This window comes from Massilia putida (assembly GCF_001941825.1).
GTDB lineage: Bacteria > Pseudomonadota > Gammaproteobacteria > Burkholderiales > Burkholderiaceae_D > Telluria > Telluria putida.
The window spans coordinates 4,749,254-4,763,412 of sequence record NZ_CP019038.1 but is presented as its reverse complement, the minus strand read 5'-3'; the positions used below and the strand labels follow the sequence as shown (position 1 = coordinate 4,763,412).

The following is a 14,159-nucleotide window of genomic DNA, read 5'->3' as shown; positions in this document are numbered from 1 at the left end:
GCCATGCAACCTGTTCCACCGCCCCTGCGCCAGCGCGCCGTTCCGATCATCGCAGCGCTGCTGTGCGTTGCGATCGCCTGCCTGCTCATCGCCGGCATGACCGGATCGATCGCCGTCGCGCCGTCCGACCTGCCGGACGCGGTGGCGCAGGTGCTGCGCGGTCGGCCGGAATCGCTGGCCGCATCGCTCGTCGAGCTGCGCGCCGGCCGCGCGCTGATGGCCTTCGTCACCGGCGGCGCGCTCGCGCTGGCCGGCGTCATGATGCAGGCGCTGCTGCGCAATCCGCTGGCCGATCCGTACGTGCTCGGCATCTCGGCCGGCGCGTCGGTCGGCGCGCTGTTCGCGCTGTTGATGATGTGCGCGGCCGCCACCGTCGACGTCGCGGCGATGGGCGGCGCGGTAACGGTCGCGCTGCTGCTGTATGTGCTGGCGCGGCGCGACATGCGCAGTGGCGCCGCGGCGGAAGGCGGCACGTCGATGCTGCTGCTGACCGGCGTGATCATGGCGTCGGCCAGCATGGCGCTCGTCACGCTGATGCTGTCGATCGCGCCGGAAGGCCGGCTGCGCAGCATGGTGTTCTGGATGATCGGCGACCTGGCCGGCGCGCCGCTGCGCATCCTGCCCTGGCTCGTGCTGGGCGCGGCGCTCGCGTACGCGCTGCGCAGTGCGCGCGCCATGAACATGCTCGCGCTGCATGCGGAAGCCGCCGCCACGCTGGGCGTGCGCGTCGGCGCCGTGCGCAAGGGTCTGTTCTTCGTGTCGGCCGTGCTGACGGCCAGCGCCGTGACGAGCGGCGGGGCCATCGGCTTCGTCGGCCTGATCGTGCCGCACGCCTGCCGCTTCGCGTTCGGCCCGGACCACCGCGTGCTGGTGCCGGCCGCCGTGCTGGGCGGCGGCAGCCTGCTCGTGCTGTGCGATACCGTCGCGCGCACCGTGGTCGCGCCGACGCAGCTGCCCGTCGGCGCCATCACGGCGCTGATCGGCGCGCCCGTCTTCCTTTATCAGCTGCACCGCCTGCACAAATGATGATCGCGACCCGACAATTGGCACTGCGGGCCGGCGGGTGCACGCTGGTGCGTGATCTCGACTGGATCGTAAAAGCCGGCGAATGCTGGTCGATCATCGGCCGCAACGGCGCCGGCAAGAGCACGCTGCTGCGCACCGTGGCCGGCCTGCGCGCACCCGACGCCGGCACCGTCGAGCTGCACGGACGGCAGCTAGGAGATTGGCCGCTGGAAGCGCTGGCGCGCGAACGGGCTTACCTGCCGCAGGCGCGCAGCGACGCCTTCGCCTACAGCGTGATGGAGACCGTGCTGTCGGCGCGCCACCCGTACCACGCGAACCATTACTGGGAACAGAGCGACGACCATCGCGCGGCGACAGCGTCACTGGCCGCGATGGAAGTCGACCACCTCGCCGGGCGCGACGTGCGCACCTTGTCCGGCGGCGAGCGCCAGCGCGTGGCCATCGCCGCGCTGCTGGCCCAGGACACGCCGTTGCTGCTGCTCGACGAACCGGCCAATGCGCTCGACCTGGCGCACCAGGTGCGCACGATGTCGCTGCTGTCGCGCCTGTGCCGCCAAAGCGGCAAGACGGTCGTCATGATCGGCCACGACCTGAATCTGGCGCACAGTATTTCCACACATGCCCTGCTGCTGATGGGCGACGGCCGCTGGCATGCGGGCACCGTCGACGACGCGATGCAGGCCCCGCTGCTGAGCAGCTATCTCGGCCACCCGATCGACGCGATCGAGAACAAGGGCCGGCGACTCTTCATCCCTTTGGAGGCATCCCATGACTAACCTGACGCCGGAACAGACGGCGGAACTGAACGAGCGCCATCGCGCGCGCATGGAACGCAAGAAGGCGATCATCGACGCCAAGATCGCCGCGGCCGACAAGAAGATCGGCATCATCATCGTCAACACCGGCAACGGCAAGGGCAAGAGCTCGAGCGCGTTCGGCATGGTCGGGCGCGCGCTCGGCCACGGTATGAAGGTCGGCGTCGTCCAGTTCATCAAGGGCGCGATGTCCACCGGCGACGAACTGTTCCTGCGCCGCTTTCCCGACGAGGTCAGCTTCCACGCGATGGGCGAAGGCTATACGTGGGAGACGCAGAACCGCGAGCGCGACATCGCCAAGGCGGAACAAGCCTGGGAACAGGCGCGCCGCTTCCTGACCGATCCGGCCTACGGCCTCGTCGTGCTGGACGAATTGAACATCGCGCTCAAATACCGCTACCTCGACGTGCACACGGTGATCGCCGACCTGCTCGACCGGCCCGAGATGCAGCACGTCGTGGTGACGGGCCGCGCGGCGCCGCCGGAACTGATCGCCATCGCGGACACGGTCTCGGAAATGAAGGACGTCAAGCACGCCTTCCGGGCGGGCATCACGGCGCAGGCCGGGACGGAGTGGTGATGGCCGCCGGCGCACGCATGCTGCTGGTCGCGGCCATCGCGTCCGGCCAGGGCAAGACGACGGTGACGGCCGCGCTGGCGCGCCGGCTGCGCCGCATGGGCCAGCGGGTGCACGTGTTCAAATGCGGCCCCGACTTCATCGACCCGATGGTCCTCGAACACGCGAGCCGCGCGAAAGTCCACACGCTCGACCTGTGGATGGTGGGACTGGAGCAAAGCCGCCAACGCCTGGCCCGCGCCGCGCGCGACGCGGACGTCGTGCTGGTCGAAGGCGTGATGGGCCTGTACGACGGCGATCCGTCCGCCGCCGACCTCGCGCGCGCATTCGACCTGCCCGTGCTGGCCGTGATCGACGCGTCCGCGATGGCGCAGACCGCCGGCGCCGTCGTCATGGGTCTGCGCGACTACGGGCCCGTGCGGATGGCCGGCGTCGTCGCCAACCGCGTCGCGAGCGAAGGCCACGCCCGCATGGTCGCGGCGTCGCTGCGCGACATCCCGCTGCTCGCGACTCTGCCCAAACAGACACGCCAGCTGCCGGAACGCCATCTCGGCCTCGTCGTGCCGGGCGAAGTCGACGACATCGACCTCATCCTCGACGAACTGGCCGACCAACTCAAACTGGACGAGGCGGCGTGGAGCGCGCTGGCGCCGCAACTGCCCGCTGAGGCCTTGCCGGAAGAACCGGTCCGGCCGCTGCTGGCCGGGAAAACGGTGGCGATCGCGCGCGACGCCGCGTTCTGCTTCCTGTACCCCGCCAACGTCGACACGTTGGAAGCGCTGGGCGCGCGGGTGCGCTTTTTCTCGCCGCTCGCGGACGAGCCGGTGCCGGAAGATGCCGATGCCGTCTACCTCACGGGCGGCTATCCGGAGCTGCATGGCGAAACGCTGGCGCAGGCGCGGCGCTGGCAGGACTCGATCCGGGCGGCGCATGCCGCCGGCGTGACGATCCTGGCCGAATGCGGCGGCATGATGGTGCTGGCCGAAGCGATCGCCGACGTCGAAGGCCGCAGCTGGCCGATGGCGGGACTGCTGCCGGGCCGCGTGCAGATGCAGCCGCGCCTGGCCGGACTGGGCGGGCAAGCGATGGCGACGAAGGCCGGCGAGCTGCGCGGCCACGCCTTCCACTACTCGCGCTTCGACACGCCGCTCGCGCCCGCCGCCTGGACGGCGAAGCATTCGTCCGGCGCCCGGGGCGAAGCGGTGTACCGTGTCGGCTCGCTGACGGCGTCGTACTTCCACGCCTTCTTCGCATCGAACCCGGCGGCCGCCGCGAGCCTGCTGCGGAAAGACCCGGCATGACCCGCACCCTCGTCCTCGGCGGCGCACGGTCCGGCAAGAGCGCGCTGGCCGAGCGGCTCGCGCGCGAATCCGGCAAGGAGGTCGTCTACCTTGCGACGTCGCATGCGGGCGACGCCGAGATGGCAGCGCGCATCGCCCACCATCGCGCGCGCCGGCCGGCGGAATGGCAAACGGTGGAAGAGCCGACCGCGCTCGCGCAGATGCTGCGCACGCTGTGCGCGCCCGGGCGCATCGTGCTCGTCGACTGTCTGACGTTGTGGCTCACGAACCTGATGTTCGCACCGCACCAGGATTATCCGGAGGTCGGCCCCGTCGATCTGCCGCCGCTGTTCACCGGCGAGCGGGCTGCGTTGCTCGACTGGCTCGACGAGGAAGCGCACGGCGACGTCGTATTCGTCTCCAACGAAGTCGGCATGGGCATCGTGCCGTACGGCGCCGTGTCGCGCGCCTTCGTGGACGAGGCGGGACGCCTGAACCAGGACGTGGCGGCGCGCTGCGGCCGCGTGCTGTTCGTCGCCGCCGGCCTGCCGCTCGCATTGAAAGGCGCGCCATGCTGAGCGGACTGGCACCGACGACTCTCGCGCTGGCCCTCGTCGCCGGCGTGCTGCTGGACCTGTGGCTGGGAGAAGCGCGGCGCTGGCATCCGCTCGTCGGCTTCGGCCGGCTGGCGTCCGCGCTGGAACGCCGGCTGAACAAGGGCGCCTCTCGCGTCGCGCGCGGATTGCTTGCCTGGATGCTCGCCGTGCTGCCATTGTCGCTGCTCGCCTGGTTCGCGTGCGCGTACGCCGGCGCGGCCGTCCACGCGCTGCTGCTCTACCTGGGCCTCGGGCTGCGCAGCCTGCGCGACCACACCTTGCCGATCCATGCGGCACTGATCGGCGGCGACCTCGACGCGGCACGCAGCCTCACGGCGCGCATCGTCAGCCGCGATACGATGCACGCCAGCGAATCGGACCTCGCCAAGGCCGGCGCCGAATCGCTGCTCGAAAACGGCAACGATGCCGTGTTCGGCACGTTGTTCTGGTTCCTCGTCGGCGGCGGTGCGGGTGTCGTGTTGTTCCGGCTCGCCAACACGCTGGATGCCATGTGGGGCTATCGCAACGAGAGATTCAACCTGTTCGGCCGCGTGGCCGCGCGTGTGGACGACGTGTTGAATTATGTGCCGGCGCGCTTCACTGCCCTGTCCTACGTGCTGCTGGCAACGCGGGGACGGTTGCGTGCCTGGCGCTGCTGGCGCGCCCAGGCGCCTGCGTGGAGCAGCCCGAACGCGGGTCCCGTGATGGCAAGCGGTGCCGGCGCGCTCGGCGTGCAACTGGGCGGCGCGGCCGTGTACGACGGCGTGACGGAACAGCGCCCCCCGCTCGGCAACGGTCCCGACGCCAGCGCGGGCGACATCCTGCGCGCCTGGCGCCTCGTGTGGCGCACGACGTTGCTGTGGGTCGCCGTCGCCGGCGGCGCGCTGTTGCTGTTCGATGGAGCGATCCATGCTTGATCACGGCGGCAATCTACGTGCGGCGCAGCAGCGCTACGGTGGCACGGATTGGATCGACCTCTCCACCGGCATCAACCCGCATGGCTATCCTGCGCCGGCACCCTCGCCGGATGCATGGCACCGCCTGCCCGAGCGGGACCCGGCCCTGGTGCGCGCGGCGTGCGACTTTTACGGCGCGCCGCAGTTGCTGCCGGTGGCGGGCTCGCAGGCGGCCATCCAGGCCCTGCCGCGTTTGCGGCTCGAGGTGGCCGGACCGGCGAGCGTGACGGTGGCCGCGCCCTCGTATGCGGAACACGCGCATCACTGGAGCCGGCACGGCCACGTCATGCGCCAGGTCGCATACGGTGCGCTCGACGACGCGGTGGCCGGCAGCGACGTGGTCGTCGTCGTCAACCCGAACAATCCGACCGGCGCGACGATCGCGCCGGAAAGGCTGCTGGACTGGGCGGAGCAGCTTGCTGCGCGCGGCGGCTGGCTCGTCATCGACGAAGCGTTCGGCGACACGGCGCGGACGCTCAGCGTGGCGGGCCACGCCGGCCGGCGCGGGCTCGTCGTGCTGCGCTCCGTCGGCAAATTCTTCGGCCTGGCCGGATTGCGGCTCGGCTTCGTCGGCGCGGACACTTCCCTGCTGGCCGCGCTGGACGACCTGCTCGGGCCGTGGGCCGTCAGCGGCCCGGCGCAGGAGGTCGCCATCGCCGCCTTGCGCGACCGCGGCTGGCAACAGGCCACGCAAACCCGCCTGGCGCGCGACGGCGCACGCATGCACGCGCTGCTGGCCCACCACGGCATCGAGGCGCATGGCACCCCGCTGTTCCACTGGTGGCCCGAGCCGCGCGCCGAGGCCTTTCATGAACACATGGCGCGGCGCGCGATCTGGGTGCGGCTGTTCCCGGGCGCGGCGCGCGGCATCCGCATCGGCCTGCCCGCGCACGACACGGCATGGAAACGCATCGAACAAGCACTCCGGGAATGGAACGACACATGAAACGATCGATCATCATCGCAGGACTCAGCCTGCTCGCAGCGAGCCTGCAGGCGCACGCCGTCATCAGCGTCAAGGACGACGCCGGCGCCACCGTCACCGTGGCGAAGCCGGCGCAGCGCGTGATCTCGCTGGCGCCGCACGTGACTGAACTGCTGTTCGCGGCCGGCGGCGGCAGCCACGTCGTGGGCGTCGTCTCGTACAGCGACTTTCCGCCCGAAGCGAAGAACATCCCGGAGATCGGCTCGAACCGCGAAGTCGACCTGGAACGCATCATGGCCATGAAGCCCGACCTGATCGTCGTCTGGCGGCACGGCAGTTCGGAGCGCCAGATCGACATGCTGCAAAAGCTCGGCATCCCGATGTTCCACAGCGAGCCGCAAAAGCTGGAAGACATCGCGGACAATGTGCAGAAGCTCGGGCAGCTGATGGGCACCGATGCCGTGGCCGGTCCGGCTGCGACAAGCCTGCGCAGCCAGATCGCCAGCCTGCGCAGCCGTTATGCGAAGCGCCCCGTCGTGCGCAGCTTTTATCAGGTGTGGGACAAACCGCTGTACACGCTGAGCGGCCGCCACATCGTCAGCGACGCGCTGCGCCTGTGCGGCGGCGAGAACATCTTCGACAAGCTGCCCGTGACGGCGCCGGTCGTGTCGATCGAAGCCGTGCTGCAGGAAAATCCGGAAGCGATCTTTGCGACCGCCGAAAAGAACTACGGCGGCGTGAGCCTGTGGAAGCCCTACGGTACCCTGACGGCGGTCCGCAACGACAACCTGTTCACGATCGATGGTAATCTCCTCAATCGCTCCGGTCCGCGCATGATCGCCGGCGCCGCGCAGTTGTGCGAGAAGCTCGAACTGGCACGCTGTCATCGCAGCAAATGAGGCGCTTTCCTTATTCCACGCTGATGGTGCAGGGCACGACGTCGGACGCCGGCAAGAGCACGCTCGTCGCCGCGCTATGCCGCCTGTTGTACCGCCGCGGCGTGTGCGTGGCGCCGTTCAAGCCGCAGAACATGGCGCTGAACAGTGCCGTCACGAGCGACGGCGGTGAGATCGGCCGCGCCCAGGCGCTGCAGGCCGTCGCCGCGGGCGTCGCCCCGCACACGGACATGAACCCGGTGCTGCTGAAGCCATCGAGCGACATCGGCGCGCAAGTCATCATTCACGGCCGCGTGCGCGCCGAGATGGATGCGCGCGACTACCACCGGTACAAGACGGTGGCGATGCAGGCTGTGCTGGAATCGCATGCGCGCCTCAGCGCGCAGTACGACGCCGTCATCGTCGAAGGCGCCGGCAGTCCGGCCGAGATCAACCTGCGCGACCGCGACATCGCCAACATGGGGTTCGCCGAAGCGGTCGACTGTCCCGTGATCCTCGTCGCGGACATCGACCGCGGCGGCGTGTTCGCCCACATCGTCGGCACGCTGTCCTGCCTGTCGGACAGCGAACGGGCGCGCACCATCGGCTTCGTCATCAACCGCTTCCGCGGCGACATCAAGCTGCTCGAACCCGGTCTCGAGTGGCTGGAACGGCAGACGGGCAAGCCGGTGCTGGCGGTGCTGCCCTATCTGCACGGACTGTATCTCGATGCGGAAGACGCCGTGCAGGCCGTGACGCCGGGCGCGGGCAGCTTCCGGGTCATCGTGCCGAGCTATCCACGCATGAGCAATCACACGGACTTCGATGCGCTGCGCGTGCATCCCGACGTCGACCTGCGCTTCGTGCGCGAAGGCGAACCGATTCCGGACGGTGACCTCATCATCCTCCCCGGCAGCAAGAACACCCGTGGCGACCTCGCGTGGCTGCACGCACAGGGCTGGCCGGACCGCATCCGCCGCCACCTCCGCTACGGCGGCAAGGTGATCGGCATCTGCGGCGGCTTCCAGATGCTGGGGGCCTGCGTCGACGATCCGCATGGCGTGGAAGGCGTGCCCGGACACTCGCAGGGACTGGGCCTGCTGGACCTCGGCACGACGCTGACACGCGAGAAGCGCCTCGCGCAGGTGAGCGGCCGCTGCGTGTTCGCGCCCGACGCGCCCGATGCGGCGGTTGCCGGTTACGAAATCCATATGGGCGTATCGACCGGCGGCGCGCTGTCGCGGCCCGTGTTCGAGATCGACGGGCGGCCGGAAGGTGCCTGCTCGGCCGACGGCCAGGTGCTGGGTACGTATCTGCACGGACTGTTCGACCATGCGGGCGCCTGCGCGGCGCTGTTGCGCTGGGCCGGGCTGCACAGCGAGCACGTGGTCGACACGGCCGCGCTGCGCGAGGCCAGTCTGGATCGGATCGCGGATGCGGCCGAGCCGCTGCTCGACCGGTTGGTGGCGCTCGTCTGACTGCCGGTTTCGCGCTTCGCGAACTGGCTGTCCAGCGGAGCTGGAAAAGCACAAAGCCCGCTCAGGCAAGGATGGGTGGTGCCGATCCGGCCGGGCGGGCTTCGTGTTACCGAAAGCAAAAAGCCCGCTCAGATTGAACTGGGCGGGCTTCTGCGGAATAACTAGCCTGACGATAACCTACTTTCACACTGGTTGCAGCACTATCATCGGCGCAAAGTCGTTTCACGGTCCTGTTCGGGATGGGAAGGGGTGGTACCGACTTGCTATGGTCATCAGGCATAACTTGTACGAGCGCCGCAGCTTGAATGCATGCGTCACTCTGAATCTGGAAGAAGTGGTTTTAATCTGTTGTGTCAACAAACAGCCGAACCCTTGTATTGGCAATGACTGCCAAGGTTATAGGGACAAGCCGTACGGGCAATTAGTATCGGTTAGCTTAATGCATTACTGCACTTCCACACCCGACCTATCAACGTCCTGGTCTCGAACGACCCTTCAAGGAGCTCAAGGCTCCGGGAAATCTCATCTCAAGGCGAGTTTCCCGCTTAGATGCTTTCAGCGGTTATCTCTTCCGAACTTAGCTACCCGGCAATGCCACTGGCGTGACAACCGGTACACCAGAGGTTCGTCCACTCCGGTCCTCTCGTACTAGGAGCAGCCCCCTTCAAATTTCCAACGCCCACGGCAGATAGGGACCAAACTGTCTCACGACGTTTTAAACCCAGCTCACGTACCACTTTAAATGGCGAACAGCCATACCCTTGGGACCGGCTACAGCCCCAGGATGTGATGAGCCGACATCGAGGTGCCAAACTCCCCCGTCGATATGAACTCTTGGGAGGAATCAGCCTGTTATCCCCAGAGTACCTTTTATCCGTTGAGCGATGGCCCTTCCATACAGAACCACCGGATCACTATGTCCTACTTTCGTACCTGCTCGACTTGTCGGTCTCGCAGTTAAGCACGCTTATGCCATTGCACTATTAGCACGATGTCCGACCGTACCTAGCGTACCTTCGAACTCCTCCGTTACACTTTAGGAGGAGACCGCCCCAGTCAAACTGCCTACCATGCACTGTCCCCGACCCGGATCACGGGCCAAGGTTAGAACCTCAAACGAACCAGGGTGGTATTTCAAGGTTGGCTCCACGAGAACTGGCGTCCCCGCTTCAAAGCCTCCCACCTATCCTACACAGATTGGTTCAAAGTCCAATGCAAAGCTACAGTAAAGGTTCATGGGGTCTTTCCGTCTAGCCGCGGGTAGATTGCATCATCACAAACATTTCAACTTCGCTGAGTCTCGGGAGGAGACAGTGTGGCCATCGTTACGCCATTCGTGCAGGTCGGAACTTACCCGACAAGGAATTTCGCTACCTTAGGACCGTTATAGTTACGGCCGCCGTTTACTGGGACTTCAATCAAGAGCTTGCACCCCATCATTTAATCTTCCAGCACCGGGCAGGCGTCACACCCTATACGTCCACTTTCGTGTTTGCAGAGTGCTGTGTTTTTATTAAACAGTCGCAGCCACCAGTTTATTGCAACCCTTTCACCCTCATGGAGTAAACCATTCAAGCTACCGGGGCGTACCTTATCCCGAAGTTACGGTACCAATTTGCCGAGTTCCTTCTCCCGAGTTCTCTCAAGCGCCTTAGAATACTCATCTCGCCCACCTGTGTCGGTTTGCGGTACGGTCTCGTATGACTGAAGCTTAGAGGCTTTTCTTGGAACCACTTCCGATTGCTTCGTGTCACAAGGACACCCGTCTCGACCCCTTGAATTACGCGCCCGGATTTGCCTAAGCGCCTTCTATGAGTCAAAAACCAGCTATTCCAACAGCTGGACAACCTTCCGCGATCCGTCCCCCCATCGCATCATACGACGGTGCAGGAATATTAACCTGCTTCCCATCAGCTACGCATCTCTGCCTCGCCTTAGGGGCCGACTCACCCTGCTCCGATGAACGTTGAACAGGAAACCTTGGGCTTTCGGCGAGAGGGCTTTTCACCCTCTTTATCGCTACTCATGTCAGCATTCGCACTTCCGATACCTCCAGCATCCTTTACAAGACACCTTCTCAGGCTTACGGAACGCTCTCCTACCATATGCGCAAGCGCATATCCGCAGCTTCGGTGACTGGCTTAGCCCCGTTACATCTTCCGCGCAGGACGACTCGATCAGTGAGCTATTACGCTTTCTTTAAATGATGGCTGCTTCTAAGCCAACATCCTGACTGTTTTAGCCTTCCCACTTCGTTTTCCACTTAGCCAATCTTTGGGACCTTAGCTGGCGGTCTGGGTTGTTTCCCTCTTGACGCCGGACGTTAGCACCCGACGTCTGTCTCCCAAGCTCGCACTCATCGGTATTCGGAGTTTGCAATGGTTTGGTAAGTCGCAATGACCCCCTAGCCATAACAGTGCTCTACCCCCGATGGTGATACTTGAGGCACTACCTAAATAGTTTTCGGAGAGAACCAGCTATTTCCAGGTTTGTTTAGCCTTTCACCCCTACCCACAGCTCATCCCCTAATTTTTCAACATTAGTGGGTTCGGACCTCCAGGGCGTGTTACCGCACCTTCATCCTGGCCATGGGTAGATCACCTGGTTTCGGGTCTACACCCAGCGACTGTCGCCCTGTTCGGACTCGATTTCTCTACGGCTCCCCTATTCGGTTAACCTCGCCACTGAATGTAAGTCGCTGACCCATTATACAAAAGGTACGCCGTCACCCCACGAAGAGGCTCCGACTGTTTGTATGCACACGGTTTCAGGATCTATTTCACTCCCCTCCCGGGGTTCTTTTCGCCTTTCCCTCACGGTACTGGTTCACTATCGGTCGATTACGAGTATTTAGCCTTGGAGGATGGTCCCCCCATCTTCAGACAGGATTTCTCGTGTCCCGCCCTACTTGTCGTACGCTTAGTACCACCGTTCGGATTTCGTGTACGGGGCTATCACCCGCTATGGCGTCTGTTTCCAAAGACTTCCACTATCCGATCGACTATCACGTACAAGGCTCATCCCATTTCGCTCGCCACTACTTTGGGAATCTCGGTTGATTTCTTTTCCTGCAGCTACTTAGATGTTTCAGTTCGCCGCGTTCGCTTCGCATACCTATGTATTCAGTATGCGATGACCTAAAAGGCCGGGTTTCCCCATTCGGAAATCTGCGGATCAAAGTGTGTTTGCTCACTCCCCGCAGCTTATCGCAAGCTACTACGTCCTTCATCGCCTGTAATCGCCAAGGCATCCACCATGTGCACTTATTCGCTTGTCCCTATAACGTTGGCCCCTGCATGAGTGTCAGGGAACGTCATATCGACAAGGATTCAGCTTACTTTGTTTGTTGATACATACAGATTACTACCCTAAGTGTGCATCTAACTTTCGTTAGCTACACGCTTAAAGAAAACTTTACTTCTTCCAGATTGTTAAAGAACGAGAACTACACTTATCGAAACTCAGTGTTGCCAAGCTTGGATAAATGCAGTGAACAGAGAGTTGGTGGAGGATGACGGGATCGAACCGACGACCCCCTGCTTGCAAAGCAGGTGCTCTCCCAGCTGAGCTAATCCCCCATTTTGGTAACTGGTGGGTCTGGTTGGATTCGAACCAACGACCCCCGCGTTATCAACACGGTGCTCTAACCGACTGAGCTACAGACCCGAACTGTTCTCGTTTAACTTTATTAACAGCCGATAAGCGTAGGCGCTTGATGACCGAGCTTGCGCTCGCAGTGCCACTCTAGAAAGGAGGTGATCCAGCCGCACCTTCCGATACGGCTACCTTGTTACGACTTCACCCCAGTCACGAATCCTACCGTGGTAAGCGCCCTCCTTGCGGTTAAGCTACCTACTTCTGGTAAAACCCGCTCCCATGGTGTGACGGGCGGTGTGTACAAGACCCGGGAACGTATTCACCGCGGCATGCTGATCCGCGATTACTAGCGATTCCAACTTCACGCAGTCGAGTTGCAGACTGCGATCCGGACTACGATACACTTTCTGGGATTAGCTCCCCCTCGCGGGTTGGCGGCCCTCTGTATGTACCATTGTATGACGTGTGAAGCCCTACCCATAAGGGCCATGAGGACTTGACGTCATCCCCACCTTCCTCCGGTTTGTCACCGGCAGTCTCATTAGAGTGCCCTTTCGTAGCAACTAATGACAAGGGTTGCGCTCGTTGCGGGACTTAACCCAACATCTCACGACACGAGCTGACGACAGCCATGCAGCACCTGTGTTCAGGCTCCCTTTCGGGCACCCTCCAATCTCTCGGAGGTTCCTGACATGTCAAGGGTAGGTAAGGTTTTTCGCGTTGCATCGAATTAATCCACATCATCCACCGCTTGTGCGGGTCCCCGTCAATTCCTTTGAGTTTTAATCTTGCGACCGTACTCCCCAGGCGGTCTACTTCACGCGTTAGCTGCGTTACCAAGTCAATTAAGACCCGACAACTAGTAGACATCGTTTAGGGCGTGGACTACCAGGGTATCTAATCCTGTTTGCTCCCCACGCTTTCGTGCATGAGCGTCAGTCTTGACCCAGGGGGCTGCCTTCGCCATCGGTGTTCCTCCACATCTCTACGCATTTCACTGCTACACGTGGAATTCTACCCCCCTCTGCCAGACTCCAGCCTTGCAGTCTCCAACGCAATTCCCAGGTTAAGCCCGGGGATTTCACGTCAGACTTACAAAACCGCCTGCGCACGCTTTACGCCCAGTAATTCCGATTAACGCTTGCACCCTACGTATTACCGCGGCTGCTGGCACGTAGTTAGCCGGTGCTTATTCTTCAGGTACCGTCATTAGAGTCGGATATTAGCCGACCCCGTTTCTTCCCTGACAAAAGAGCTTTACAACCCGAAGGCCTTCTTCACTCACGCGGCATTGCTGGATCAGGCTTGCGCCCATTGTCCAAAATTCCCCACTGCTGCCTCCCGTAGGAGTCTGGGCCGTGTCTCAGTCCCAGTGTGGCTGGTCGTCCTCTCAGACCAGCTACTGATCGTCGCCTTGGTGAGCCTTTACCTCACCAACTAGCTAATCAGATATCGGCCGCTCCAGGAGCATGAGGTCCGAAGATCCCCCACTTTCATCCGTAGATCGTATGCGGTATTAGCGTAACTTTCGCTACGTTATCCCCCACTCTTGGGTACGTTCCGATATATTACTCACCCGTTCGCCACTCGCCGCCAGGTTGCCCCGCGCTGCCGTTCGACTTGCATGTGTAAAGCATGCCGCCAGCGTTCAATCTGAGCCAGGATCAAACTCTTCAGTTTAATCTCTGTTTTGACACTTTCGTGTCATGTCGCTCACTCAAAATACTGACCGTTACTCATTGCTGAGCAACGTATTTCTTTTGCGTGAACATTTGATAATTTAAGTATTCAGTATCGCCGAAGCGATACTGGCACCTCATCAAACGCCCACACTTATCGACTGTTGATTGTTAAAGAACTTCGTGTTCGGTACTGCCTTGCTGCGCTTGCGAATCGTTGTGTTCGTCAGCAGCAGAGAAGTGAGATTATGCATCAGTTCGCTTAACTCGTCAACTTCTTCGTTTCCTGCAGTGCACACTATCTCTTCGATTTCGTGCGCTGCAGAAGCAGGACGCGAACTATAGCAAACCTGCC

General features: G+C 62.9%; 9 protein-coding genes, 2 tRNA genes and 3 rRNA genes. 9 read left to right on the top strand and 5 right to left on the bottom strand.

Annotated features, from left to right (window positions below; all coding sequences use genetic code 11):
* The first annotated feature begins 3 nt into the window (after nt 1-3).
* Genes BVG12_RS23410 through BVG12_RS23370 form a run of 9 tightly spaced genes read left to right on the top strand, consistent with a single transcriptional unit; the run spans nt 4 to nt 8,528 of the window.
* Nucleotides 4-1,026: a FecCD family ABC transporter permease gene (locus BVG12_RS23410; RefSeq protein ID WP_075794493.1), complete on the top strand. Its 1,023-nt coding sequence runs from the start codon at nt 4-6 to the stop codon at nt 1,024-1,026.
* Nucleotides 1,026-1,802 (top strand): ABC transporter ATP-binding protein, encoded by a 777-nt coding sequence (locus BVG12_RS23405; RefSeq protein WP_075794492.1) that lies wholly within the window; start codon nt 1,026-1,028, stop codon nt 1,800-1,802. Before BVG12_RS23410 ends, BVG12_RS23405 begins: the two co-directional genes overlap by 1 nt.
* Nucleotides 1,795-2,421: a cob(I)yrinic acid a,c-diamide adenosyltransferase gene (gene cobO, locus BVG12_RS23400; protein WP_075794491.1), complete on the top strand. Its 627-nt coding sequence runs from the start codon at nt 1,795-1,797 to the stop codon at nt 2,419-2,421. The genes BVG12_RS23405 and cobO overlap by 8 nt, the downstream gene beginning before the upstream one ends.
* Complete coding sequence (locus BVG12_RS23395; RefSeq protein ID WP_075794490.1) at nt 2,421-3,719, top strand: cobyrinic acid a,c-diamide synthase CobB; 1,299 nt, start codon at nt 2,421-2,423, stop codon at nt 3,717-3,719. Before cobO ends, BVG12_RS23395 begins: the two co-directional genes overlap by 1 nt.
* Complete coding sequence (cobU, locus tag BVG12_RS23390; RefSeq protein WP_075794489.1) at nt 3,716-4,276, top strand: bifunctional adenosylcobinamide kinase/adenosylcobinamide-phosphate guanylyltransferase; 561 nt, start codon at nt 3,716-3,718, stop codon at nt 4,274-4,276. The genes BVG12_RS23395 and cobU overlap by 4 nt, the downstream gene beginning before the upstream one ends.
* Nucleotides 4,270-5,211 (top strand): adenosylcobinamide-phosphate synthase CbiB, encoded by a 942-nt coding sequence (gene cbiB / locus BVG12_RS23385; RefSeq protein ID WP_075794488.1) that lies wholly within the window; start codon nt 4,270-4,272, stop codon nt 5,209-5,211. Before cobU ends, cbiB begins: the two co-directional genes overlap by 7 nt.
* Entirely contained in the window at nt 5,204-6,196 is a 993-nt protein-coding gene (gene cobD / locus BVG12_RS23380) for a threonine-phosphate decarboxylase CobD (protein ID WP_075794487.1), read from the top strand. Before cbiB ends, cobD begins: the two co-directional genes overlap by 8 nt.
* Nucleotides 6,193-7,074, top strand: a complete 882-nt coding sequence (locus BVG12_RS23375; RefSeq protein ID WP_075794486.1) for a cobalamin-binding protein — start codon at nt 6,193-6,195, stop codon at nt 7,072-7,074. Before cobD ends, BVG12_RS23375 begins: the two co-directional genes overlap by 4 nt.
* Nucleotides 7,071-8,528, top strand: a complete 1,458-nt coding sequence (locus BVG12_RS23370; RefSeq protein WP_075794485.1) for a cobyric acid synthase — start codon at nt 7,071-7,073, stop codon at nt 8,526-8,528. Before BVG12_RS23375 ends, BVG12_RS23370 begins: the two co-directional genes overlap by 4 nt.
* 164 nt (nt 8,529-8,692) lie before the next feature.
* Here BVG12_RS23370 and rrf read toward each other — a convergent pair.
* The 5 genes from rrf to BVG12_RS23345 form a co-directional block, all read right to left on the bottom strand.
* Nucleotides 8,693-8,805: ribosomal RNA gene (gene rrf, locus BVG12_RS23365) — 5S ribosomal RNA — on the bottom strand.
* 123 nt (nt 8,806-8,928) lie between these two features.
* A 23S ribosomal RNA gene (locus BVG12_RS23360) occupies nt 8,929-11,805 on the bottom strand.
* Between the two features lie 225 nt (nt 11,806-12,030).
* Nucleotides 12,031-12,106, bottom strand: a tRNA-Ala gene (locus tag BVG12_RS23355).
* Nucleotides 12,107-12,117: 11 nt separating this feature from the next.
* Nucleotides 12,118-12,194: transfer RNA gene (locus BVG12_RS23350), tRNA-Ile, on the bottom strand.
* Between the two features lie 82 nt (nt 12,195-12,276).
* A 16S ribosomal RNA gene (locus tag BVG12_RS23345) occupies nt 12,277-13,805 on the bottom strand.
* The 16S, 23S and 5S rRNA genes sit together here with 2 tRNA genes alongside, the layout of an rRNA operon.
* Nucleotides 13,806-14,159: the final 354 nt, after the last annotated feature.

Coding starts and splice junctions, on each gene's coding strand:
- BVG12_RS23410 (WP_075794493.1), top strand. CDS start 4: ATGCAACCTGTTCCACCGCCCCTGCGCCAGCGCGCCGTTCCGATCATC.
- BVG12_RS23405 (WP_075794492.1), top strand. CDS start 1,026: ATGATCGCGACCCGACAATTGGCACTGCGGGCCGGCGGGTGCACGCTG.
- cobO (WP_075794491.1), top strand. CDS start 1,795: ATGACTAACCTGACGCCGGAACAGACGGCGGAACTGAACGAGCGCCAT.
- BVG12_RS23395 (WP_075794490.1), top strand. CDS start 2,421: ATGGCCGCCGGCGCACGCATGCTGCTGGTCGCGGCCATCGCGTCCGGC.
- cobU (WP_075794489.1), top strand. CDS start 3,716: ATGACCCGCACCCTCGTCCTCGGCGGCGCACGGTCCGGCAAGAGCGCG.
- cbiB (WP_075794488.1), top strand. CDS start 4,270: ATGCTGAGCGGACTGGCACCGACGACTCTCGCGCTGGCCCTCGTCGCC.
- cobD (WP_075794487.1), top strand. CDS start 5,204: ATGCTTGATCACGGCGGCAATCTACGTGCGGCGCAGCAGCGCTACGGT.
- BVG12_RS23375 (WP_075794486.1), top strand. CDS start 6,193: ATGAAACGATCGATCATCATCGCAGGACTCAGCCTGCTCGCAGCGAGC.
- BVG12_RS23370 (WP_075794485.1), top strand. CDS start 7,071: ATGAGGCGCTTTCCTTATTCCACGCTGATGGTGCAGGGCACGACGTCG.